This window comes from Pedobacter sp. WC2423 (genome assembly GCF_040822065.1).
In the GTDB taxonomy this organism is placed as follows: domain Bacteria; phylum Bacteroidota; class Bacteroidia; order Sphingobacteriales; family Sphingobacteriaceae; genus Pedobacter.
The window spans coordinates 5638154-5660801 of sequence record NZ_CP162005.1 but is presented as its reverse complement, the minus strand read 5'-3'; the positions used below and the strand labels follow the sequence as shown (position 1 = coordinate 5660801).

Sequence of the window (22648 nt, the reverse complement as noted above, 5' to 3'; positions counted from 1 at the left end):
CTTATTCGTTTTTATCAGAAGTTATGAGTTAATTGACAAACTTAAGGCCTGATTTGTCTGCCCTGTTCCGGAAGTGGAACAAATTCTGTTTCGCCCGGAACCGGAGGAAATGACTGCTCCAGCCACCTGGTTTTTGCCTGTTCAATCCTTTCTCTGCTGGAAGCCACAAAATTCCAGTAAATAAATCTTTCTTCAGGAAATGGTTCTCCGCCAAAGATATATACCGTTGTATTTTCGTGCATTTCAAATTCACAAAGCTGGCTTTCTTTAGCTATCAGTATCTGTTTTGGCCCATAAACATTTCCTTCACTTTCAATAGCCCCTTCCAGGATATATAAAGCACTTTCGCCATACAGAAATTCACCAATTTTAACAGTCTGCCGGGTTGTTGTTTTCAATTCCAGAAAATAAAGCGGGCTGAAAACAGGTACTGGAGATTTCTGACCGAAGGCCTCTCCCGCGATTAGTTTAAAAGAGACATCGCCAAACTCCCACACCGGCATTTCATTCTCCTCTATATGATAAAATTCAGGAGCCATTTCTTCCTTATCTTTTGGAAGAGCTACCCAAATCTGAAGTCCGTGCAACATTTTATCCGAGTGGCGTAAATACCCGGGTGTGCGTTCCGAATGTACGATCCCGCTGCCTGCGGTCATCCAGTTTACCTGACCAGGTTTAATTTCTACTTCGTTACCTAAACTATCTTTATGCATGATGCTGCCTTCAAAAAGATAAGTTAATGTCGAAAGGCCAATATGCGGATGAGGAGGTACATCCAGATTTTCATGGTCACTTAAACAAACCGGGCCCATGTGATCAATAAAAGAAAATGGCCCTACCATTCTTTTCTCGCGGAAAGGTAAAAGCCTGCCTACCATAAAATTGCCAATATTGCTTGCTCTTTCTTCTATAATCAGTTTAATATTTGACATCTTAATTCTTGTTTTTTAATAGATCTAAGATAGGATTAATTGCTTCCTTGCAAATCTTAAACTATAATTCTTTTCTGATGCGGCTTAACTGCGTTGGCGTGATTCCAAGGTAAGAAGCGATATGATGTTGCTTAAGCCGTTCACTCAAACCAGGATACATGACCGTAAAACTTAGATAACGCTCCTTTGCATTTTGATATTTTGCTGTAATTTCCAAAACCTCTTTAGCTACAACCCAATGCTTTTCCATATATTTACTATAGAAAATAGCCAGCTCAGGAAACTTTGCAATCAGCTGCTGGAAAGAAGAGAAATCATACTCCAGTACTTCTGCATCTTCAAGCGCGTAAATATTAAATATGCCGGGTTCCTTTTGAAGCATAGCCGAGGTGGAAGCAACAAATGAGTTTTCAGCAAAAAACTTCTTAATGACAATATTACCTTCCTCTGTAGTATAATAATAAGAGAAAAGACCTTTTTTAATAAAAGCAACTGTTTTTGGAATACTGCCTTCTCTGAGCAGAAATTCGTATTTTGGAATAGTTTTACGCCGAACTATTCTGACAAACTCTGCTATACACGCCGCAGATAACGGCGCGTAACTATTTAATGCTTTAATGAATGAATCCATCCTGGTATCTACAAAATACAAAGGTGGTATTTTCATTCCGGATATAAGCGGGTTACGCAGCCATTATCTGCTTATTTGACGTCAAAACAACACCTGTTGAATGTCTTTATCAACTATTTCCAGTTTACTTAACTTCGCCCATCACCGCAGTGGCATCAATTTCAATTAACATCCCATCCAAAGCAAGTCCTGAAACCGGAATCAGCGTATTAACCGGGAACTGCTCATCAGGCCATACTTTTTTCCCCTCTTCAATCAGTATTTTGTGTTTATCTGCATCATAACCGACAACCAGTGTCGTCAATTTAGCAATGTGTTTCATTTGGAGCCCTTTACTTTTTAATGCAATGGCCAGATTTTCAAAAGCATACTTTACCTGTGTTCTGAAATCCGTACTCAATTCTCCTTGATGATCTGTTCCTGCCTGTCCGGCAACAAAGACGAGTATACTGTTAGCCGGTACAGTAGCTACATGAGAATAACCATGCGGACGAGGGTCATATAACCCTTTGGGATTAGTAATTTCCTGTGCAATAACTTGTTGAGTTAATAAACCTGCTGTTGTCATAATTAATAACGATTGAATGATTTTCATAATTGAATAAATAGCTTAAGACTGGATGAAATAATGATGTAGAAATAGCAATTGAAAAGCGGAAGCCTTAGACCAGTAAGCCTTATTATGTGCACCCGGACGCTCTATGTAATCGTGTGCTATTTTAAGTTTGATCAGTTTTTGATGTAAAGCCCTGTTTACTTCCAGCAAAGGATCATCCACACCGCAATCAATCACCAGCTTCAATTCATTATTTTTTAAAGAAGACACATTATAGTTCACCGTATGCTCTTCCCAGGCTTTCTGATGACTGGTATAAATCCCAAGGCTTTTTTCAATCCCATACCCACTTGTAAAGGGCGTGAAATCTACTGCCCCGCAAATACTGCCGGCTGCCCCAAACAAGTCCTTATGACGTATCGCGATAAAAAGTGCACCATGACCACCCATGCTCCAGCCATAAATAGCTCTTTTTTCTCTTCTGGCCAGCGAAGGATAATTTTTATCGGTATATCCTACAAGCTCTTTACTCAGGAAAGTTTCATACCGTAATTGCGTATTAACCGGACTATCAAAGTACCAGCTATCAAACCCGCCATCTGCAAGTACAAAAATCATTTGATAAGTATCTGCCTGTACTGCCAGATCCGGGATATCCTGTTTGATAGTCCTGATTGCATTTCCACTGTAACCATGCAGTACATAAACGACCGGGAATTTTTTGATATTTTTTGTTTGATCCGGTGTGATAAAAACACAGCGAACATCCTTTTTCATCGCCGTACTATAAACGGATACTGTATCTACTTTTGCTGCAAACGCAGAACCTGCAAACAGCAGTGCGATTAAAAGCCCTGATAATTGTTTCATATTTCTTAATTTGCAGCAAAGTACTGCCTAATTTATCTGCAAAACATTTACATATGTTGATGAAACGGGAGAAATTACAAAACCTGCTATGAGAATTATTTTCACCTTTATTTTACTATTCGCGATGACCCGCTCTTTATCCGCTCAAAATAACTTCAAACAAAAGCAACTCACTTTTGAGCGGGTAAAAACTGCATATACACAGAAATGGGCAGGTTTAAAGCAGGAACTGCAACAAAAAGGTTTTAAGGATAAATTTGAAATACATATCGAAGCTTACAAAAGCGAAGGCAAATTAGAAGTCTGGTTGAGAAACAGCAATCAGGCTAAATACAGCTTGTTCAAGACTTATGATTTTAGCGCACATTCAGGCACTTTAGGGCCAAAAACTAAAAAAGATGATTTGCAGACTCCGGAAGGAATCTATTTTATTGACCGGTTTAATCCGGAGAGCCGGTTCTATTTATCCTTAAGGATTAATTATCCGAATGCAGTTGATCTGTTAAGGAGCGGCCGGCAGGATCCTGGTTCTGATATTTATATTCATGGTAACCAGCTTACCGTAGGCTGCATCCCTTTAACCGATGATAAAATCAAAGAAATTTACGTAATGGCTGTGGAAGCCAGTAACAACGGACAAGTAAAAATTCCTGTTCATATCTTTCCTTTTAAAATGACAAAGGAAAACATGAACAAAAAAACGGCAGTCTTCCCACAGCATAAAATATTCTGGAAGACCTTACAACTAGCTTACGACAATTTTAAGAATTATAAAAATAGTACTATTTAATTTCAATATGGGATCAGGGTAAAATCAAACCAGGTTGTCACAAGATTAAATTACAAGAAAATTTACAACCTAATTTAGTAATCTTATGACAGGTCATATTCATCCATGCATTATGTTCAGCGGCTTTCTATCGATTGCCCTTGTTCTGGCGATTATCGTAGTTATTTATCTATTAAAAATTGTCCATGAATCTTGTGAGGAATAAACTTTTCAACCAGCTGTATCCTTTTGTTTTTTTTCCGGTTTACCTGATCAGCCTGCTCCCGTATTCCATTGCAGCACCAACAATTGGAAAATTTCTTTACTTTATTTCTTACAGGGTATTCAGGTACCGCTACAGCGTGGTACTGCAAAACCTTTCCAGATCCCTGCCTGCTAAATCTTATCAGGAGATCCGGCAAATTGCAAAGGAATTTTATAAACACCTGGTGTGCATGGCCATTGAAACCATTAAACTTTTCTCAGTCAGCAGATATACACTCGATAAAAAAGTGCAATTAGTGAACGCAGAATTATTATTCACATATCATCAGCAAAACAGGAACATTATTGCTGTTCTGGGGCACTATGGCAACTGGGAATATCTGAATATACTTCCCGTCCAACTCCCTTTTACAGTAAATGCGATTTACAAACCACTTTCTAATCCACTGATGAACAAGCTCGTTCATCATGTAAGAGGACGTTTCGGGATGCTGCTTATTCCAGCAAACCAGGCACTCAGACATATTTTGAAACAAAAGGATAAACCACAACTGTCCATTTTCATTGCAGATCAGTTTCCCGGTAGCTGTGAACAGGAGAAATTTGATTTCCTGCATCAATCAACGAATATGTTTAACGGTGCAGAAAAGCTGGCAATTGCTACTAATGCTGTAGTTGTTTACCTGGAAATGAAAAGAAAGCCAGATCACTGCTGGGAAATAAGTTTTTCCCTGATTACTGAATCTCCAAAAGAAACCAGTAACCAGGAAATTACCAGATGTTTTGCCAGCCAGCTTCAACAGACCATCAGAACAGCTCCATCCTACTGGTTATGGTCGCACAAAAGGTGGAAGTATTAGCTTACTTCCACCCTCCGCCTAATGCTCTGTATAAAGATACAGTAGCTTGTAATTGTTGTAACTGATCATTGACCTGGCTCAGCTGTGCCGCCAGAAAACTCTGCTGCGCAGTGAGTACCTCCGTATAGTTTGCAGAACCGTACCTGACCAAAGCCTGTGTATACTGAACAGATTTTTCCAGATTCTCTAACTGGCTCGCCCTGGTAATTTTCTTTTCCGAAGCTTTCTGATAAGAATACATCGCATTCGAAACCTCCTGTCCGGCAGTCAATATAGCCGTCTGGAAACTTAATACTGCTTGCTGCTGCTGTTCCAAAGCTACTTTTAACCTCGTTTTGTTCGCTCCTTTATTAAATACAGGCTGCATTAACCCACCAGTTAAACTGCTGATCCATGATCCCGGGCCAAAGAAACTGCTAAAACTTGTATACCCTGCGGCCGCCGAAATGGTCAGCGAAGGATAAAAATAAGTACGCGCCACATTGCTCAGTTCAAAAGCATTCTTAAAACCATATTCCGCTGCCTGTACATCAGGTCTGTTAGCTAATAATTGCACAGGAACACCAGTTTGCAATAAAGCAACCGGATGAATCTGATCAAACTTACTACGCAAAACAGGCCCCGGAACATTGCCCAGTAATAAGTTCAGCCCATTTTCAGTTTCCCGGATCGATTGCATCAGATCGGGAATAGTAACTGCGACAGCATATTTACTGGATTCACTTTGTACAACCGCTGCCCCGGTTACCACATCTGCGATTTTCAGCTTTTTCATGATATCAACAGTAGTCTGCCAGTTTTTCAAACTTTGCTGTGTAATCAACAATTGATCATCCAAAGCCAGTAACCGGTAATAGCTTGTTGCAATACTGGCAACCAGCTCGGTCTGAACCGCTCTCCCATTTGCTTCAGCCTGTAATAAGGAAGCTAAATCAGCCCGCCTGGCGCTGCTCAGTTTACCCCATAAATCAGCCTCCCAGCTTGTAGTCAATTCTGCCTGGTACTGGTAAGGAATAACACTTTTCACCCGACTCTGATTAGAGGAGCCTGTTGCTGTTGCACTGGCATCACTATTCAAAGAAGGTAAAAAAGCCAGTTTGCTTTGTTCAAAGTATGCTTTAGACTGCCGGATACGGGAATAAGCAGCCTGCAAGTTCAGATTCCGCTGAATGCCTTCCCCAATGAGTTTTTGCAATAAAGTATCCGTAAACATCTCCTTCCAATGCAAATTGGCAATGGTGATGGTATCCGCAGCTACATGTGCTCTGTATAAACCTTCCAGATCCACAGCCGGTTTTTGATAAGGCTTAGTGACTTTACAGGAAGCGAATAACACCATAATCAACCCGGAAACGGGCAGATAAATTTTCAAGTATCGTTTCATTTATTTATTTCTTTTTTGTCAGATAGCGCCATTGATGATTTGTGATCGGGTTTCTTCTTCAACTTCTCCTGAAGCGTCTGAAACACAATAAATAAAGTAGGTGTAATAAATAAACCGAAAACTGTTCCGATAAGCATCCCGCCAACAGCTCCAACTCCGATCGAACGGTTACCATTGGCACCCGCACCTGTAGCCAGCATCAGGGGTACCAATCCCAATATAAAGGCGAATGAAGTCATTAAAATCGGTCTGAGCCTTGCCTGCGCGCCTTTCACCGCAGCCTCTGTAATCTCCATGCCCGAGCGTCTTCTTTCTACCGCAAACTCTACAATCAGAATCGCATTTTTAGCCAGCAACCCAATCAGCATGACCAGGGTAATCTGGACATAAATATTATTACTGATTCCGAATAAATGGGCAAACATAAAAGCTCCGGCAGTACCCACAGGTATAGTCAGCAGAATAGACAATGGCAACAGGTAACTTTCATATTGCGCACTCAGCAGTAAATAAACAAAGATCAAACAAAGCAGGAAGATGAAAATCGTCTGGCTGTTTCCGGCAAGCTCTTCCCTGGTAATCCCCGAATATTCATAACTATAACCAGCAGGTAAGGTTTTCGCAGCCACTTCCTGTATTGCAGCAATGGCTTGTCCCGAACTATAGGCAGCATTGGGCGTGCCGTTAATACTGATCGAATTATACAAATTGAAACGCGTGATCGCCTGTGGCCCATAAGTTTGCGTCAAGGAGAAAAACTCCGTTACCGGAACCATCTGTCCATCAGGTGTGCGTACAAAAACACCATTCAAACTTTCAGGAGTCATCCTGTATTCCGGTGATGATTGTACCATAACCCGGAACTGCTGTCCGAACTGATTAAAATTTGAAGCATAAATTCCACCAAAATAACCTTGCATCGCAGCAGTAATATCCACTACATTCAGCCCTGCCTCTTTAATCTTTGGCACATTCATGTTCATCAGGTACTGAGGGAAATTAGGATTAAAAGAGGTCGTTGCAAACTGTATTTCAGGTCGTTCAGACAAGGCCGATAGGAAATCTTTACTTGCCTTATAAAAGGCAGGGATCTCTCCGCCAGTTCTATCCTGCAACTGGAAAGCAAAACCATTGGTTGTTCCAAAACCCTGAATAGTAGCCGGCGCAAAAAACTTTACTTCAGCTTCTGTAATATCAGCCGATTTTTTGATCAGTTCACTGATAATCGCCTGCACGTCTCTTTTTCGCTTATCCCATGGAATAAGCCGCATCACAACCGTCGCATAATTACTTCCCGTTCCAGACAATTGTCCGCGGCCTGTAATAGCCAGTACATTATTGATTTCCGGAATCGTATGTGCCAGTTTCTCTATTTTACGGGTCACCACATCAGTCCTTTCCAGCGAAGCACTTGGCGGCAAAGTAATGTTACAATTGACTGCCCCCAAATCTTCATTCGGTACAAATCCTGTTGCTGTATTTTTGGCCAGGAAAAACAAGGCGGCCATAAAAAATGCTAATATCGAAAGCGGGATCCATTTTTTATGGCTAAAAAAAGCAATCGTATTCGCATACTTATTACTCATCCTTTCGAAAGAAGTATTAAAAGCAGTATAGAATTTCTCCATGAAACTCATTTTTGCCTTTCCTTTTTCATGATGACTCTTTAAAAACAGCGCACATAACGCAGGGCTAAGTGTCAAAGCATTAATTGCCGACAAGATGATCGCAATAGCCAGCGTAAGTCCGAACTGCTTATAAAACACGCCCGATGATCCGCTGATAAAGCTGACAGGAATAAATACAGCAGACATCACTAAAGTAATAGAAACGATTGCACTTGAAATTTCACCCAAAGCATCAATACTGGCCTCTTTAGCTGAAGTATAACCACTGTCCAGCTTGGCATGCACTGCCTCGACGACGACAATTGCATCATCTACCACAATACCAATCGCCAGAATCAGGGCAAAGAGTGTCAGTAAGTTAATGGTAAAGCCAAATAATTTAAGGAAGAAAAATGTCCCTATAATGGCAACAGGTACAGAAATAGCCGGAATAAGTGTAGAACGAAAATCCTGTAAAAAGACGAAGACGACCACAAAAACCAGTATAAATGCCTCCAGTAAGGTATGCAGTACCTTCTCAATAGAGGCCGTTAAAAAGTCATCGACACTCTGCAAAACGACATAATGTATGCCCCTGGGAAAAGTTTGAGAAGCCTTATTCATTACTTTAAGTGTCTGCTGGATCACTTCACGCGCATTTGAACCTGCTACCTGTGCTACGTTAATAGATACCGCAGGATGACCATTAGTCCTTGTGCTGTTAAAATAACTTAATGCACCGAGCTGTATCCTGGCAATATCCTTAAGCCTTAACAAACGGCTGCGGTCATTGGAACGGATCACGATATTTCCAAATTGTGCGGTATCTGCCAGTGTACCCGGATATTTGATCACATACTGAAAAGCCTGTCCTCCGCGCTCTCCAAACTGTCCTGGAGCGGCCTGTATATTCTGATCAGCAAGAGCCGCAGTCACATCTGCTGGTACCAGCCCATAAGAAGCCATAGCCTGGGGATTAAGCCAGATCCGCATCGAATAATCCATCTGGCCAGAGGCAGAAGCATCACCAACCCCCTGAATCCTTTTCACTTCAGGTATAATATTTATATCTACATAATTCTGCAGGAAGGTCTGATCATAAGCCGGGTTATCACTATAAACCGAAAAGATCAACAACGTACTGGTTTGTTTTTTCTGAACAGTAACACCGGCTTTAGTTACTTCCTGAGGTAATAGTGGGGTAGCGCGCGAAACAGCGTTCTGCACATTAACAGCTGCCATATTCGGGTCACTGCCAATTTTAAAACTTACGGTTATATTTCCTGATCCGTCGTTACCGGCAGTAGAGGTAATATAGTCCATATCTTCGACCCCGTTGATTTGCTGTTCAAGAGGTACAATTACACTTTTTAGTACCACATCTGCATTTGCACCGCTGTAATTGGCCGATACTTGTACAGTTGGGGGTGCAATATCAGGATACTGGGAAATCGGGAGGGAAACAAGTCCGAGTATCCCCAGGGTCACTATAATAATAGAGACCACGGTTGATAACACCGGACGTTCAATAAATAGCTTTAACATATGCTGATATTTCTTAAATTATTTTGTTGGTTTAATTTCCAGCCCTTCTCTCAGGTTCGAAATACCGTCTGCTACTATTCTGTCACCTGCTTTTAATCCTTTCTGAATTACATAGGCATCATCAGTACTGGCCGCAGTTGTAATTTCCACAGAATTCACTTTGTTTGACTTGTCTACTACATAAACAAATAATTTTCCCTGAATCTGATAGGTAGCTTTCTGTGGAATGAGTAAAGCTGAATTCATTTTTCTGGGAATCCTGACTACAGCGCTGCTACCACTGCGCACCAGTCCATCATGGTTAGGAAAAGTTGCTCTCATATTGATAGACCCGGTCTGGGCATTAATTAAACCACTTGCAGTTTCAACTTTTCCCGCAGCCGGCAGTATATTCCCATTGGCAAGCACCAGGTTAACCGGAGGTAAAGTGGTTAATTTCTGCTGCATGGTCACTCCTTTGGCCGCGAGGAAAAAGTCAAGCCCCTGTCTTTCATTAATAGAGAAATAAGCATAAATACTTTCAATATTTGATACTGTAGTCAGCGGATTGGCAGTGGTGCTGCTCACCAAACTTCCAATTTTATAAGGAAGGATACCGATTACACCATCTACCGGGCTAAAAATCTGGGTATAGCTCAGGTTTGTTTTCGCATTATTCATTGCTGCGTTAGCTTGTGCAAGCGCACCTTGTTTCGATTCCAGTGTATATTTTGCTGATTCAAGCTGATAAGGGCTCACAATATCTTCATCAACCAGTGGCTTTACCTTATCAACATTCATTCGTGCCGCATTCACATCTGCCTGTGCTATTTTTATATTGGCTTCTGTTGTTTTCACATCCTGCTCATATTGCGGGGCATTAATTCTAAAGAGCAATTGCCCTTTTTTTACTGATGCACCTTCATCCACAAAAATGTCTGCTACATATCCATCTATTTTTGGACGTATCTCAATATTCTGTATTCCCTGTATGGTTGCAGGATAATCAGTATAAATATTGGCGGTTTGAGGCGAGAGTGTAACTACAGGATATGGTTTAACCTGATCGGCGGTTTTATCTTTTTTATGATTTCCACAAGAGGAAAAGATAACCAGGGAAGCCAGTATGGCTAAAGGAGTTTTGAAAATGTTCATGTCGTCTTTAGAAAGAGTCATAGCCAATAAAATTGACTATATACAAGATTACCAGATTAACATAGATGGAGTTAACTGGAATTAAAAAAAGGAAACGGAGAAATCAGGTCCGCTTATTAAACTATTTTAGCAATAAGGCGGAGCCCGTAATGGGAGGAGCTGAAATTCATGGCCACTCAGACTTTTGGTGGTATATAATACTTGATATGCCTTTACTACCACGAGAACAGGCGGTACTAAATCCGTTTTAAATCCGGCAGACGGTAATACAACCGATTGAAAATCCTGTTCAGAATAAAGTAATCTGCAATGCACAACACTAGCTCTGCACATTGGAGTTTTTAAAGTTCCGATTTCAGTTGAAGCTCCTTTATGAAAAAAACCATCTGCATACCTTGCAATCACTCTTCCGTTTAAGCCAAAAATAATGACCAGCATCAGGGTGAATTTAATTAAGGTATTAAGTGCTTTTTGCATTTTCATTAAAAGATAGACTGTACAAGGTCTTAAAGGTTCAAATATATTTAAAAAATTTGTTTGAATACTGCAGACTATAAAAAAAATGTGGGCTATGTTACCTTAAGTATTTTATACCTAAAACAACATAACCCACATTTGCAATCTTACTAATTTTTTATTTATGCTGCCATAAGCTGCTAAAACACGCGAATCCTTAAGCTCAGTTCAAAATTACCATCCACGTAACCTCTTAATGCCGAAGTACCAGAAGTATATGAACCACTGAGGTTCAATCCCTGGTATTGCATCCCCACACCGAAAGTATAACTTTCTGTAGAGTGGTACAGGCCATATACATTGACTCTTTTATTGGCAAAAACAAGATTTGCACCTGCGTCAAATATATCTTTGTATCCTTTTACACCTCTTAAAGCCACTTTAGGTTCAACATCGACCCCTTCTTCACCTTCGCTGAGTGACAACCGGTAACTAGCTGCGGTATAGAAAGTAGCCTGATCCGACAGATTATTCAGGTCATTTTTATGAAAAACACTTTTCAGATTAGGTAATGCAGCTTGTAAAGTAAGTCTGTTTGCCGTATAAGCAATACCAAAATCTCCATCAACATAAGTCGATCGCTGGTTATACTGACTGATACCCACATCAGTCGGATCACCATTAACCAGGTTTTCATTCAGTCTTTCATTCGAAAAACCAAAAGATAAACCAAAATGTAATTGATCTCCATTTCCATTCAGTGGTAAATGATACGCATAAGATCCTACTGCCCTTGTCCAGCGCTGCAATCCAATTTTGTCATTACTCACGTTAATACCTAATCCCATTCTATCAGTAACCCCGTAATTACCTGTTACCGATTGGGTAACAGGTGATCCAGGTGTTCCATTCCATTGTGCGCGATAACCCAGGTTAAAAGACAGACCTCTGTCAATTCCAACCATTGCAGGATTACCCAGATATTGATTCTGATAATACATTGCTGCCAGCGGATTTAATTGTGCTTTAGACTGTTTAGCAGTAAATAAAAACAGCCCCGTCATCAATCCCCATATTGCTATATTCCTTTTCATAACTTTAATTATTAATTGTTCCTTACCAGCGTAATGAAGCCTTTAATCTTGCCTCTGCCGTCACCAAAATCCAATACATAGAAGTAAGTACCTTCACTTAAAGGATTACCACTAATTGTTCCGTCCCAGCTATTATCATATCCTTGTTTAGTATAAAGCAGTCTTCCAGCACGGTCAAATATTTTAACCACATTATCAGGATACATATCAATATTTCTGATGATGAATTTGTCATTCACCCCATCCCCGTTAGGTGTTATAATATTCGTTGCATCAATAGTTCTGTAATCATCCAGCACTTTGATGGTAATCAACTGTGTGCTGCTGCAACCCGAAGCATTCAATGCTGTAACCGTATAAGAAGCAGTACGTGATGGCCTGATAGTCAGAACCGCCGTATTTTGTCCGCTGATTATGCCTGCAGCATCAGCCCATACATAACTTGTACCGCCACTTGCAGTCAATGTAGTGGTTATACCTTTCGATATTTCCAAACCTGCTGAAGAAACAATACTCAACACCGGCAATGGATTAACAGTCAGTACAAAAGTTCTGCTGTAAGTATCCACTCCTCCATTTGCTGTTCCACCGTTATCTTTTACAGTCACTGTAATATTTACAGTTCCCGAAACAGTCTGGTTAGCTAAACGGTAAGTCAATGTTCCATTCCCACCAGTACCCTGGCTTACACTCAGGTCGCTGAACATAGCCGGTTTATCGGCACGTACAGTAAGTGTCGTAGTCTGACTTGTTTCAGGGCCCGGAGTTATCCCTGTTAAAGCAATAGTTTGTCTGCTGGTCGTATTGCATTGCGTCACATCAGCAATAGGATTCAATGTTGGCACTTCGTTTACATCAATCAGGTTAATCGTAAACTGTTTATCCAGCGTTAAACCATACTGAGTTGTGCTTCTCACTAAAATGCTGTAAGCTGATTTCTGTTTGTAGCTCAGACTTGCAGTTGTTTTTATCTGATCACCGGTAATCGTGAACAACGCATTGTCAGTATCTCCACTACCACTCACCAGTGTATAAGTGAAAACTGCATTCGGATCAAGCGAGGTGCTGCTTAATGTTCCCGCCAAAGCTCCCGCAGGTTTGTTTTCATATAATGGCACCGCAGCAAGGCTGATACTTGTAGGTACACCCGGACTTACCGTCAATATTCCATTCACAAAAGTAATCGCATAATTGGCTGCTGTTGCCCCACTTACCGTAATCGGATAATTACCTGCTACCGAACTGTTGGTAGCCGTAGTATTTAAATTAGCAGGCGTAAGCAATACACTGCTGTTTTCTCCATTTACAAAACCGCTATAGGTTAAGGTTAACACTGGTACAACAGTACCTTGTATCATTTGCTTGTTATCGGCCGTAATTGTTAAAGGCTGAGCAGTAATCACACCATTTGCACTTGTCAAACTAGTTGTAGTCAGTACATAGTTACCGGCATCAGTTCCGGTCAGTGTAATTCCGTTCACGGTTACTGTTTTACCTGTTGCAACCAATGCATTGTTATAAGTTCCGGCAGCAGGATTGTTCAAGGTTACATTTTCTCCGCTTACCTGGCCAGTAAAGCTATAGTTAGCGCCCGTTAAAGTTGCCGTTGCATTACCATCGTAAACCTTGGTAATGGTACCAGCAAGTACAGGTGTAATTGCTGCCGCAGTAATTGTTCCCGGAGCAGTAAGACTGGTCGACGAAAGTGTATAATTACCCGCATCAGCACCTGTTAAGGCAATTCCGTTCACATTTACTGTTCTGTTGCCTACATCCTTCAGGTTGTAAGTTCCGGAAGCAGGATTGTTGATCGCTACCTGGTCAGCACCAATTTTACCAGTGAAGCTATAGTTCGAACCCGTCAGTGCAGCAGTCGTATTGCCATCATAAACTTTGGTAATCGTTCCTGCCAGTACAGGGATAATCGTAGCTGAGGTAATCGTACCCGGAGCTGTTAAACTTGTTGTAGAAATGGTGTAATTCACAGCATCAGTACCTGTTAAGGTAATACCGCTCACACTCACTGTTCTGTTGCCCACTTCTTTCAGGTCATAAGTTCCGGCAGCAGGATTGTTTAAAGCCACATCATCACCGCCAATATTTCCAGTGAAGCTATAATTAGAACCCGTCAGTGCAGCAGTCGTATTACCATCATAAACCTTACTAATCGTTCCTGCCAGTACAGGGATAATCGTAGCTGAGGTAATTGTACCCGGAGCTGTTAAACTTGTAGTAGAAAGTGTGTAGTTCGCAGCATCAGCACCTGTTAAGGTAATGCCGTTCACGCTTACTGTTCTGTTACCTGCTTCTTTCTGGTCATAAGTTCCAGCTGCAGGATTATTTAAGGCTACATTATCTGCGCCAATATTTCCAGTAAAGCTATAGTTTGAACCCGTCAGTGCAGCAGTTGTATTGCCATCATAAACCTTGGTAATCGTTCCTGCCAGGACAGGGATAATCGTAGCCGAAGTGATTGTACCCGGAGCAGTTAAACTTGTTGTTGAAATGGTGTAGTTCGCCGCATCAGCACCTGTTAAGTTAATTCCGCTTACGCTTACCGTTCTGTTCCCCACTTCTTTCAGGTCATAAGTTCCAGCTGCAGGATTTGTTATCGCCACATCATCCCCACCAATTTTTCCAGTAAAGCTATAGTTTGAACCCGTCAGTGCAGCAGTTGTATTGCCATCATAAACCTTGGTAATCGTTCCAGCAAGCACTGGAATAATGGTAGCTGAGGTAATTGTACCCGGAGCAGTTAAACTTGTGGTTGAAATGGTGTAGTTCGCAGCATCAGCACCTGTTAAAGTAATTCCGCTTACGCTTACCGTTCTGTTACCTGCTTCTTTCAGGTCGTAAGTTCCAGCTGCAGGATTATTCAGTGCAACATCATCCGCACCAATATTTCCGCTAAAGCTGTAATTCGCAGCAGTTAATACAGCTGCAGTATTGCCGTCATAAACCTTAGTGATCGTTCCTGCAAGTACCGGTATAATGGTAGCTGAGGTAATCGTACCAGGAGCAGTTAAGCTCGTAGTAGAAAGCGTATAATTTAAAGCATCAGCACCTGTTAAGGTAATTCCGCTCACGCTTACTGTTCTGTTGCCTGCTTCTTTCAGGTCGTAAGTTCCAGCTGCAGGATTATTCAGTGCAACATCGTCTGCACCAATATTTCCGCTAAAGCTGTAATTCGCAGCAGCTAATACAGCTGCAGTATTGCCATCATAAACTTTGGTAATTGTTCCGGCAAGCACTGGTATAATGGTAGCCGCAGTGATTGTACCCGGCGCAGTTAAGCTCGTTGTAGAAAGCGTATAATTCGCAGCATCAGCACCTGTTAAGGTAATGCCGCTCACGCTTACTGTTCTGTTGCCTGCTTCTTTCAGGTCGTAAGTTCCAGCTGCAGGATTATTCAGTGCCACATCATCTGCACTAATATTTCCGCTAAAGCTGTAATTCGCACCTGTTAGCGCAGCAGCAGTATTGCCATCATAAACTTTGGTAATTGTTCCGGCAAGCACTGGTATAATGGTAGCCGCAGTGATCGTACCCGGAGCAGTTAAGCTCGTTGTAGAAAGCGTATAGTTCGCTGCATCAGCACCCGTTAACGCAATGCCGTTCACACTTACTGTTCTGTTGCCTGCTTCTTTCAGATCATAAACACCTGTTACAGGATTATTCAGCGCCACCACATCTGCACCGATATTTCCAGTGAAGCTGTAGTTCGTACCCGTCAGCGCAGCAGCGGTATTGCCATCATAAACTTTGGTAATTGTTCCGGCAAGTACTGGTATAATAGTAGCCGCAGTAATTGTACCCGGAGCAGTTAAGCTCGTGGTAGAAAGCGTATAGTTCGCTGCATCAGCACCCGTTAACGCAATGCCGTTTACGCTTACTGTTCTGTTGCCTGCTTCTTTCAGGTCATAAGTTCCTGTAGCAGGATTGGTGATTGCCACCACATCCGCACCGACATTACCAGTGAAGCTGTAATTCGCACCTGTTAACGCAGCAGTGGTATTGCCATCATAAACCTTGGTAATCGTTCCGGCAAGTACCGGGATAATGGTAGCTGCGGTAATTGTACCCGGAGCAGTTAAGCTCGTCGTAGAAAGTGTATAGTTCGCTGCATCAGCACCTGTTAAAGTAATGCCGTTTACGCTGACTGTTCTGTTGCCTGCTTCTTTCAGGTCGTAAGTTCCGGCTGCAGGATTATTCAATGCCACCACATCTGCACCGATATTCCCGGTGAAGCTGTAATTCGCGCCTGTTAACGCAGCAGTGGTATTGCCGTCATAAACCTTGGTAATCGTTCCGGCAAGTACTGGTATAATGGTAGCTGCGGTAATCGTACCCGGAGCAGTTAAGCTAGTGGTAGAAAGCGTATAGTTCGCTGCATCAGCACCTGTTAAGGCAATGCCGCTCACACTTACTGTTCTGTTGCCTGCTTCTTTCAGATCATAAACACCTGTTACAGGATTATTCAGCGCCACCACATCTGCACCGATATTTCCAGTGAAGCTGTAGTTCGTACCTGTTAAGGCAGCAGTGGTATTGCCGTCATAAACCTTGGTGATCGTTCCGGCAAGTACTGGTATAATGGTAGCTGCGGTAATCGTACCCGGAGCAGTTAAACTCGTCGTGGAAAGCGTATAGTTCGCCGCATCAGCACCTGTTAAGGCAATGCCGTTCACGCTTACTGTTCTGTTGCCTGCTTCTTTCAGATCATAAGCACCTGTTACAGGATTATTCAGCGCCACCACATCCGCACCGATATTTCCAGTGAAGCTGTAATTCGCACCTGTTAATGCAGCAGTGGTATTGCCATCATAAACTTTGGTAATCGTTCCGGCAAGTACTGGTATAATGGTAGCTGCGGTAATCGTACCCGGAGCAGTTAAACTCGTAGTGGAAAGTGTATAATTCGCCGCATCAGTTCCCGTTAAAGTGATTCCGCTCACACTTACCGTTCTGTTACCTGCTTCTTTCAGGTCATAAGCCCCAGCTGCAGGATTATTCAGCGCCACATCCTCTGTACCAATTTTACCTGTAAAACTATAATTTGAACCTGTTAATGCTGCTGTAGTATTACCATCATAAACCTTGGTAATCGTTCCTGCAAGTACTGGTACAATGGTTGCTGCAGTAATCGTACCCGGAGCAGTTAAACTCGTTGTAGAAAGTGTATAATTTGCAGCATCTGTGCCAGTAAGCGCCAAACCAGTAACGCTGACTAAACGGTTGCCGATATCTTTAAGCGCATAAGTTCCGTTAGCAGGATTATTTAAAGCGACATTTTCTACGCCAACTTTACCTGTAAAGCTATAATTAGTACCTGTTAATGCAGCTGTGGTATTGCCATCATATACTTTGGTGATTGTTCCTGCAAGTACTGGTACAATAGTTGCCTGATTAATGGTTCCTGTTGCACTGACATTTGTTGTAGAAAGTATATAGTTACCCGCATCTGTACCAGTAAGCGCTAAACCAGTCACACTCACTAAACGGTTGCCGGCATCTTTAAGTGCATAAGTTCCGGTAGCAGGATTATTTAAAGCTACGTTCTCCGCACCTACTTTACCTGTAAAAGTATAGTTTGCACCTGTCAGTGCAGCTGTTGTATTCCCATCGTACACCTTAGTAATAGGTACCACTAAAGATGGAACAATAGTAGCCGCAGTAATTGTACCCGTCGCACTGATACTTGTAGTGGAGAGCGTGTAGTTAGCTGCATTTGTTCCGGTAAGGGTTAACCCGGTAACACTCACTAAACGGTTACCAATATCCTTTAACGCATAAGTTCCGGTGGCAGGATTGTTTAAAGCAACATCTTCTGCACCTACCTTCCCCGTAAAACTATAATTTGCACTTGTTAATGCGGCTGTTGTATTCCCATCATACACCTTAGTAATAGGTAAGACCAATGATGGAACAATAGTAGCAGTTGTAATCGTACCTGTAACGACTACGGGGTTTAACGTATAGGATGCACTGTTAGCACCCGTTAAAGCCAGACCGGTTAAAGTTACCGGTTTATTAATTCCCACACCTGCAGTATTATAAGCCGCTGAAGTATAAGTTACACTGACTACGTCTGGTGCTACTACTCCGCTTCCTGCATCAAGAGGATTAAAAACTACGTTAGCAACTGCATCTCCATTATAAGCCTTAGTGACCGCAGCAAATGTTGCAGTGACCACTTTCGGTGCAATGACCAGTGAAAAAGCTTGTGAACCTGAACTTACGCAGGCACCAGTCACATTAACAGTAAAATTAAAAGTACCAGCAGCTGTTGGCGTACCTGAAATAACCCCAGCCGAAGAAATAGTTAAACCAGCAGGTAAAGTTCCAGAAGCCAGACTGTATACATAAGGTGCTCCTCCGCCCGATGCAATTGTTACAGATTGACTGTAAGCTGTCTTATAAGTTCCCGAAGCCAGTACTGGTGATAAATTAATCACCTGGCTGGATAAAGTTAAGAGTGCGCCGGTCGAGCTGACTATCCCTGAGGAACCATTTGCATTCAGTCTGTATCTGTTATTATTTAAGCCATTAACATTTGAAATAGTAAGTGTTGCTGTGGCTGAACCCGAATAAACACCAGCATCAGCGATATCTGCATAATTTGTTCCCCCATCTGTACTCAACTGCCATTTCAAAGAACAAAAATTGGCAGCAGTAGCTGTAAAACTGGTACCTGATCCAGCACACTGACTCAGTTTATCTGCTGGATTTGCAGTGAACGATGCGCCAGATACCGTAAACGTTTCACCAGCAAGGAAAGGCGAAAAAGAAGTACCGTCATCTTTTACCTCCCAGTTAGCAACATTATTTAGCTGCGTTAAAATTACAGCTGGAGTACCCGATGTAATACCTGGTAATGTCAATCTGTAGCGTGCAGTAAATCCTGTATTAAAAGTAGGGTCTCCACCATCAGTATGCGAAACAATAGATAAATTCTGTGCTCCGTTTGCCAGTGCAGGAGGCAGTACAGAACGGTCAGCAGCAAAAGTACCTGCAGTTAAAGTAGCATCCCAGCCACTAGTACCACCACCATTGTCATGGTTCATACTAATACCAGCAAGCAGCGTTGGTGTTGCCACACTGCCTGTAAAAGCAAAAATCTGATCACCTGAGAATATACCCAGGCTCATGTATTGATGATTCGGCCCAACAGGGTTTCCCCTGGTTGCTACCGATTCAACAATGCCTGTAACAGTTCCTGCCGGGGCATTTGTTTTGTCGAAAGCCAGTAACTGATACTTGCAGAATACGTAAATTTCTGTCCCTGCAGGATAGCTTTTATCCGAAGTCCATTTAATTACACCATCCGTTGTCGCCTGAGCTTCAGGCTGAAACGCATTTGACGAAGTCCAGCCAAAATCAGTAAAGAAGATGTCTGTACCCGCCGGTATCTGGCGTAATAATAAGAAAGAGAACCGGTCGTCCTGACCTGATGGGGTACCCCCGTCCTGAAGATCGTAACCAGTGATGATCACGTCCCCTTTTCCAAAGGTACAAGTTTGCGCGTCAGCATTATAACTAATGCTGGTCAGGATAATCAAAGACAAGAGCATGCCTTTGATTATCCTTTGAATAAAGATTTCCATGGTATGATGGATTAAGAGCGTTAATTATATATTTAGATTGTACTTGGTTATTTAAGAGCACATATAAGTATTCATCCATCCTGACACTAATCCCTGAGGTGGATCATCATATATTTCAGTCCATTCGCGAAGTACCTCAACTAAGGGCACTGTATCTTGTAAGATCAGTTGATTCCCAGCACCCAATTTTACCTGGTATGCTGGTGAAAACACCTGATGTGTATTGCTATCTATGCATATTGTTCCTTTAGCACCCTCTATTTCAATATCCAGCAGTTCATTTAATAACTGTTTCGTATTGAAAAGTGGATTCGCTATAGAAGCCTCGATATAGTTGATTAATAAGCTGCCAGTATCCCATCCTAATGCACCAATAGCATCTGGTATACGGCCGGTTTTACTTTTAAAAGCATTGCAATAAGCAATATTTCCGCCTGTTGTTAATTGAGGCATCCATGGCACGTAAGAACTAACAGACATTTCTTTATTGGTTATCCCGTATTCTGGCAAATGCGGTTCTTCCAGCATTGCCGGATTAACGAAGATGTTTAATGGAATTGCTGGAAAATCAATCGCAAGCTTTTCATAAAAGACCTGACTTAAATCGCTGTAAACAGCCAGAATATGGCGAACATCATGATTCGCATTCAGAAAATCAGTCATGGGGCCCATATCAAATTCCTCAGCTTTGAATTTACTAACGAAATTAAAGGCAATTGAACTTCCCTGATCCATATAGCTTTTGCTAAACGCATGGCAAAGGCTGTAACCTCCATCATAATAAGAAGTCGCCATTACAGCTTTACTGCTCACTTTAGCAGCTTGTTTACCAATCAGCCTGCAATGCAGTGCATAATTGAGTGTATGATAAATTACAAAGGGCTGTTTTTTAACAGGAGGATACTTAGCACCACTATTGACCACAATCAGCAGTTTTTTTAATGCATTAATTAAAGGGAATAAGCATTCCACTACCGGATGATCAGCAAAAACAATGAGCACATCTGCCTGATTATCCAGCAGCATAACTTCTGCTTCCTTCAGCATCAGCTTTCCATCCGTCCCAAAACCAATACTTGCAGTTAACAGTTCAGGTGATAGAGCGGTCGCCAGGTCAGCCAGACGACCTTTTAATCCCGTCATAAAATTAGGAGAGATCAGCGGATAAGTCGTTGAATTCGGAAGCAGTACACCTATTTTCATATGCTTAATCTGGTGTTGGATAAATACCAGATAACGAAATGATAAAATTCAGCGCCATATAGGGCTGCATATTATCATGAGCCTGGCTATTACCAGCCCCGCTTAATACAATGCTGGTATCCAGTGGCATCAGTCCCGATGCTGTTGGTGTACGGCTGAAGTAACGCTTTCCAGGAGCAATTGCGATTCCATTGTCCACAGGAGAAGGCTGGTTATCAGGATCATTTGCCCTGACTTTCATATTCAGTTCTCCGGTTACAACATGCGCATGCGCAGGAAGTTGATTAGGTACTAAAGTTACACTTTCTACCCCTGCCATCTGGCCAACCACATAATTTGTACCTGATTGCGGATTTGTACCCATATGAATAGGTACGCGGCCTCTTAAATCAGGCACAGCAAAAGTGTTCTGCCCATCGCCGCCATAAGTGGTGCCGATTAAATTAAATAAGGTATCGTTTTCTGAAATGGCCAATAAGCTGCCATCGCAAAATGCCCACCCCAGAGGGGCAAAATTACCACCAAAGATTGTTATTTCACCTATATATGGTTGTGATGCTGACATAGTTTTATAATTTATTGTCGTTGAGGAAAAATGCCTTGTAATGCAATAACGAATAACACCGTCAAATAAGGCTGCATATTAGTATGTGGCTGATTCCCACCCAGTATGCTGGTCTGTGTATCCAGGTTAACTGCGAGCGGTGCCATATAAGCTGCAGGACTTGCTGTATCCGCATACAGGAAATCTGTACCCGTTGCTGTGGCCGGTAAGCTGGCAACTGCATTCGCTGTAGTTGGTGGCGCACCTGTTTTAAGTCCTGCCCCTAAAGCGTGCGTATGCGCAGGCATTTCATTCAGTAAAAGTGTTATAGACTTTGTTCCTGAACGTTCCCCGCGATTGCGGTTAGTGAGTCCCGGGCCCTGCCCAACTCCTATAGGAGTTGAACCCAGAAGATTCGGGAGTCCGAAAGTTACCCGTCCGTCCCCTCCATAAGTAGTTCCCAACAAAGAAAAAAGAGCAGTATTTTGAGAGATCGACATTAATTGACCATCACAGGTTGCCCAACCTCTTGGTGGAAAATTAAAGCCAACTAAACCAATTTCCCCAAGATAGGGTTCAACGCTAACAGACATAATAATTTAGATTAAGTTGTTTAATTAATTTCTTGAAGGAAAGTTTCCCGACAAACAAATACAGTAATTCAATACCAGAAAAGGCATTCTGTTTTCATGAGCCTGTCCAGCACCGATAACCTGAGTATTGAAAGGTGCGTTATTATACATCCCCGTATCAGTCTGGTTACTGAACCTGCCAGTTAAAGCAGGGTTTGCTGCATAATAATTTCCCTCAGGGGTTAACTTATTCGCATTTGTTGCACCTGTTTTTGCTTTAACATAACCTGAACCCAAAGTATGGTTATGTTGCGGAATTTCGTTCAGATTAAGTGTGTGTGATTCTTCACCGCCGGTTAGGCCCAGTGTAAATCCATTACCTACATGAACAGGAGCTTTACCTCTAAAATCAGGTAAAGCAAAAGTGGTTTGACCATTTCCTCCATAGGTTGTACCCAGTAGGGAAAACAGCGCCTGATTTTGTTGAACAGACATCATTTGCCCATTACATAAAGCGAAGTTTCTTGGAGCAAATCCAAAAGAAAATATGACTATAGAGCCAAGATATTCATCCATTTTGAGAGCGGATTAAAAGAATAGTGATGAGCGTTTTTTTTTACGTTAAGTAGCTGGCTAGAATAATCAGATTTTTCAAATATTGT

General features: G+C 42.0%; 16 protein-coding genes. 2 read left to right on the top strand and 14 right to left on the bottom strand.

Features of this window, described 5'->3' with window-relative positions; translation table 11 throughout:
• Positions 1–41: 41 nt before the first annotated feature.
• The 4 genes from AB3G38_RS23735 to AB3G38_RS23720 form a co-directional block, all read right to left on the bottom strand.
• The gene (locus AB3G38_RS23735; protein WP_367866174.1) at positions 42–932 is read right to left on the bottom strand and encodes a pirin family protein; all 891 of its coding nucleotides are present in this window, start codon (positions 930–932) and stop codon (positions 42–44) included.
• Positions 933–993: 61 nt separating this feature from the next.
• Positions 994–1599: a Crp/Fnr family transcriptional regulator gene (locus AB3G38_RS23730; protein ID WP_367866173.1), complete on the bottom strand. Its 606-nt coding sequence runs from the start codon at positions 1597–1599 to the stop codon at positions 994–996.
• Between the two features lie 88 nt (positions 1600–1687).
• The gene (locus tag AB3G38_RS23725) at positions 1688–2158 is read right to left on the bottom strand and encodes a RidA family protein (protein WP_367866172.1); all 471 of its coding nucleotides are present in this window, start codon (positions 2156–2158) and stop codon (positions 1688–1690) included.
• 15 nt (positions 2159–2173) lie between these two features.
• The gene (locus AB3G38_RS23720) at positions 2174–2989 is read right to left on the bottom strand and encodes an alpha/beta hydrolase (protein ID WP_367866171.1); all 816 of its coding nucleotides are present in this window, start codon (positions 2987–2989) and stop codon (positions 2174–2176) included.
• Between the two features lie 88 nt (positions 2990–3077).
• Between AB3G38_RS23720 and AB3G38_RS23715 the strand changes: the two genes are divergently transcribed.
• Together AB3G38_RS23715 and AB3G38_RS23710 are read left to right on the top strand one after the other, a co-directional pair.
• Positions 3078–3779 carry a murein L,D-transpeptidase family protein gene (locus AB3G38_RS23715; protein ID WP_367866170.1) on the top strand — a complete coding sequence of 234 codons (702 nt, stop codon included), beginning with the start codon at positions 3078–3080 and terminating at the stop codon, positions 3777–3779.
• 194 nt (positions 3780–3973) lie between these two features.
• A complete protein-coding gene (locus tag AB3G38_RS23710; protein WP_367866169.1) occupies positions 3974–4843 on the top strand; it encodes a lysophospholipid acyltransferase family protein in 870 nt (289 codons plus the stop codon).
• A 1-nt stretch (position 4844) separates the two neighbouring features.
• Here the strand turns inward: AB3G38_RS23710 and AB3G38_RS23705 are convergent, their stop codons facing one another.
• The 10 genes from AB3G38_RS23705 to AB3G38_RS23660 all read right to left on the bottom strand — a co-directional run bounded on the left by AB3G38_RS23705 (position 4845) and on the right by AB3G38_RS23660 (position 22562).
• The gene (locus AB3G38_RS23705) at positions 4845–6227 is read right to left on the bottom strand and encodes an efflux transporter outer membrane subunit (RefSeq protein WP_367866168.1); all 1383 of its coding nucleotides are present in this window, start codon (positions 6225–6227) and stop codon (positions 4845–4847) included.
• A complete protein-coding gene (locus AB3G38_RS23700; protein WP_367866167.1) occupies positions 6224–9379 on the bottom strand; it encodes an efflux RND transporter permease subunit in 3156 nt (1051 codons plus the stop codon). The genes AB3G38_RS23705 and AB3G38_RS23700 overlap by 4 nt, the downstream gene beginning before the upstream one ends.
• An 18-nt stretch (positions 9380–9397) precedes the next feature.
• Positions 9398–10534, bottom strand: coding sequence for an efflux RND transporter periplasmic adaptor subunit (locus AB3G38_RS23695; protein WP_367866166.1), 1137 nt, complete (start codon positions 10532–10534; stop codon positions 9398–9400).
• A 105-nt stretch (positions 10535–10639) separates the two neighbouring features.
• Entirely contained in the window at positions 10640–10990 is a 351-nt protein-coding gene (locus AB3G38_RS23690; RefSeq protein ID WP_367866165.1) for a hypothetical protein, read from the bottom strand.
• Between the two features lie 179 nt (positions 10991–11169).
• Positions 11170–12063 (bottom strand): PorP/SprF family type IX secretion system membrane protein, encoded by an 894-nt coding sequence (locus AB3G38_RS23685; protein WP_367866164.1) that lies wholly within the window; start codon positions 12061–12063, stop codon positions 11170–11172.
• Between the two features lie 11 nt (positions 12064–12074).
• Complete coding sequence (locus tag AB3G38_RS23680; protein WP_367866163.1) at positions 12075–19667, bottom strand: YDG domain-containing protein; 7593 nt, start codon at positions 19665–19667, stop codon at positions 12075–12077.
• Between the two features lie 51 nt (positions 19668–19718).
• Entirely contained in the window at positions 19719–20870 is a 1152-nt protein-coding gene (locus AB3G38_RS23675) for an ABC transporter substrate-binding protein (protein WP_367866162.1), read from the bottom strand.
• 4 nt (positions 20871–20874) lie between these two features.
• On the bottom strand, positions 20875–21435 hold the full coding sequence (locus AB3G38_RS23670) for a phage tail protein (RefSeq protein ID WP_367866161.1): 561 nt from the start codon (positions 21433–21435) through the stop codon (positions 20875–20877).
• Between the two features lie 11 nt (positions 21436–21446).
• Positions 21447–22007 carry a phage tail protein gene (locus AB3G38_RS23665; RefSeq protein ID WP_367866160.1) on the bottom strand — a complete coding sequence of 187 codons (561 nt, stop codon included), beginning with the start codon at positions 22005–22007 and terminating at the stop codon, positions 21447–21449.
• A 24-nt stretch (positions 22008–22031) separates the two neighbouring features.
• Positions 22032–22562, bottom strand: a complete 531-nt coding sequence (locus tag AB3G38_RS23660) for a phage tail protein (protein WP_367866159.1) — start codon at positions 22560–22562, stop codon at positions 22032–22034.
• Between the last annotated feature and the right edge of the window lie 86 nt (positions 22563–22648).

Bases quoted from the DNA above. Each gene is read 5' to 3' on its own strand.
- AB3G38_RS23660 (WP_367866159.1), bottom strand. From the start codon at position 22,562: ATGGATGAATATCTTGGCTCTATAGTCATATTTTCTTTTGGATTTGCT.
- AB3G38_RS23735 (WP_367866174.1), bottom strand. From the start codon at position 932: ATGTCAAATATTAAACTGATTATAGAAGAAAGAGCAAGCAATATTGGC.
- AB3G38_RS23665 (WP_367866160.1), bottom strand. From the start codon at position 22,007: ATGTCTGTTAGCGTTGAACCCTATCTTGGGGAAATTGGTTTAGTTGGC.
- AB3G38_RS23670 (WP_367866161.1), bottom strand. From the start codon at position 21,435: ATGTCAGCATCACAACCATATATAGGTGAAATAACAATCTTTGGTGGT.
- AB3G38_RS23695 (WP_367866166.1), bottom strand. From the start codon at position 10,534: ATGACTCTTTCTAAAGACGACATGAACATTTTCAAAACTCCTTTAGCC.
- AB3G38_RS23705 (WP_367866168.1), bottom strand. From the start codon at position 6,227: ATGAAACGATACTTGAAAATTTATCTGCCCGTTTCCGGGTTGATTATG.
- AB3G38_RS23720 (WP_367866171.1), bottom strand. From the start codon at position 2,989: ATGAAACAATTATCAGGGCTTTTAATCGCACTGCTGTTTGCAGGTTCT.
- AB3G38_RS23730 (WP_367866173.1), bottom strand. From the start codon at position 1,599: ATGAAAATACCACCTTTGTATTTTGTAGATACCAGGATGGATTCATTC.
- AB3G38_RS23690 (WP_367866165.1), bottom strand. From the start codon at position 10,990: ATGCAAAAAGCACTTAATACCTTAATTAAATTCACCCTGATGCTGGTC.
- AB3G38_RS23680 (WP_367866163.1), bottom strand. From the start codon at position 19,667: ATGGAAATCTTTATTCAAAGGATAATCAAAGGCATGCTCTTGTCTTTG.
- AB3G38_RS23715 (WP_367866170.1), top strand. From the start codon at position 3,078: ATGAGAATTATTTTCACCTTTATTTTACTATTCGCGATGACCCGCTCT.
- AB3G38_RS23685 (WP_367866164.1), bottom strand. From the start codon at position 12,063: ATGAAAAGGAATATAGCAATATGGGGATTGATGACGGGGCTGTTTTTA.
- AB3G38_RS23725 (WP_367866172.1), bottom strand. From the start codon at position 2,158: ATGAAAATCATTCAATCGTTATTAATTATGACAACAGCAGGTTTATTA.
- AB3G38_RS23700 (WP_367866167.1), bottom strand. From the start codon at position 9,379: ATGTTAAAGCTATTTATTGAACGTCCGGTGTTATCAACCGTGGTCTCT.
- AB3G38_RS23675 (WP_367866162.1), bottom strand. From the start codon at position 20,870: ATGAAAATAGGTGTACTGCTTCCGAATTCAACGACTTATCCGCTGATC.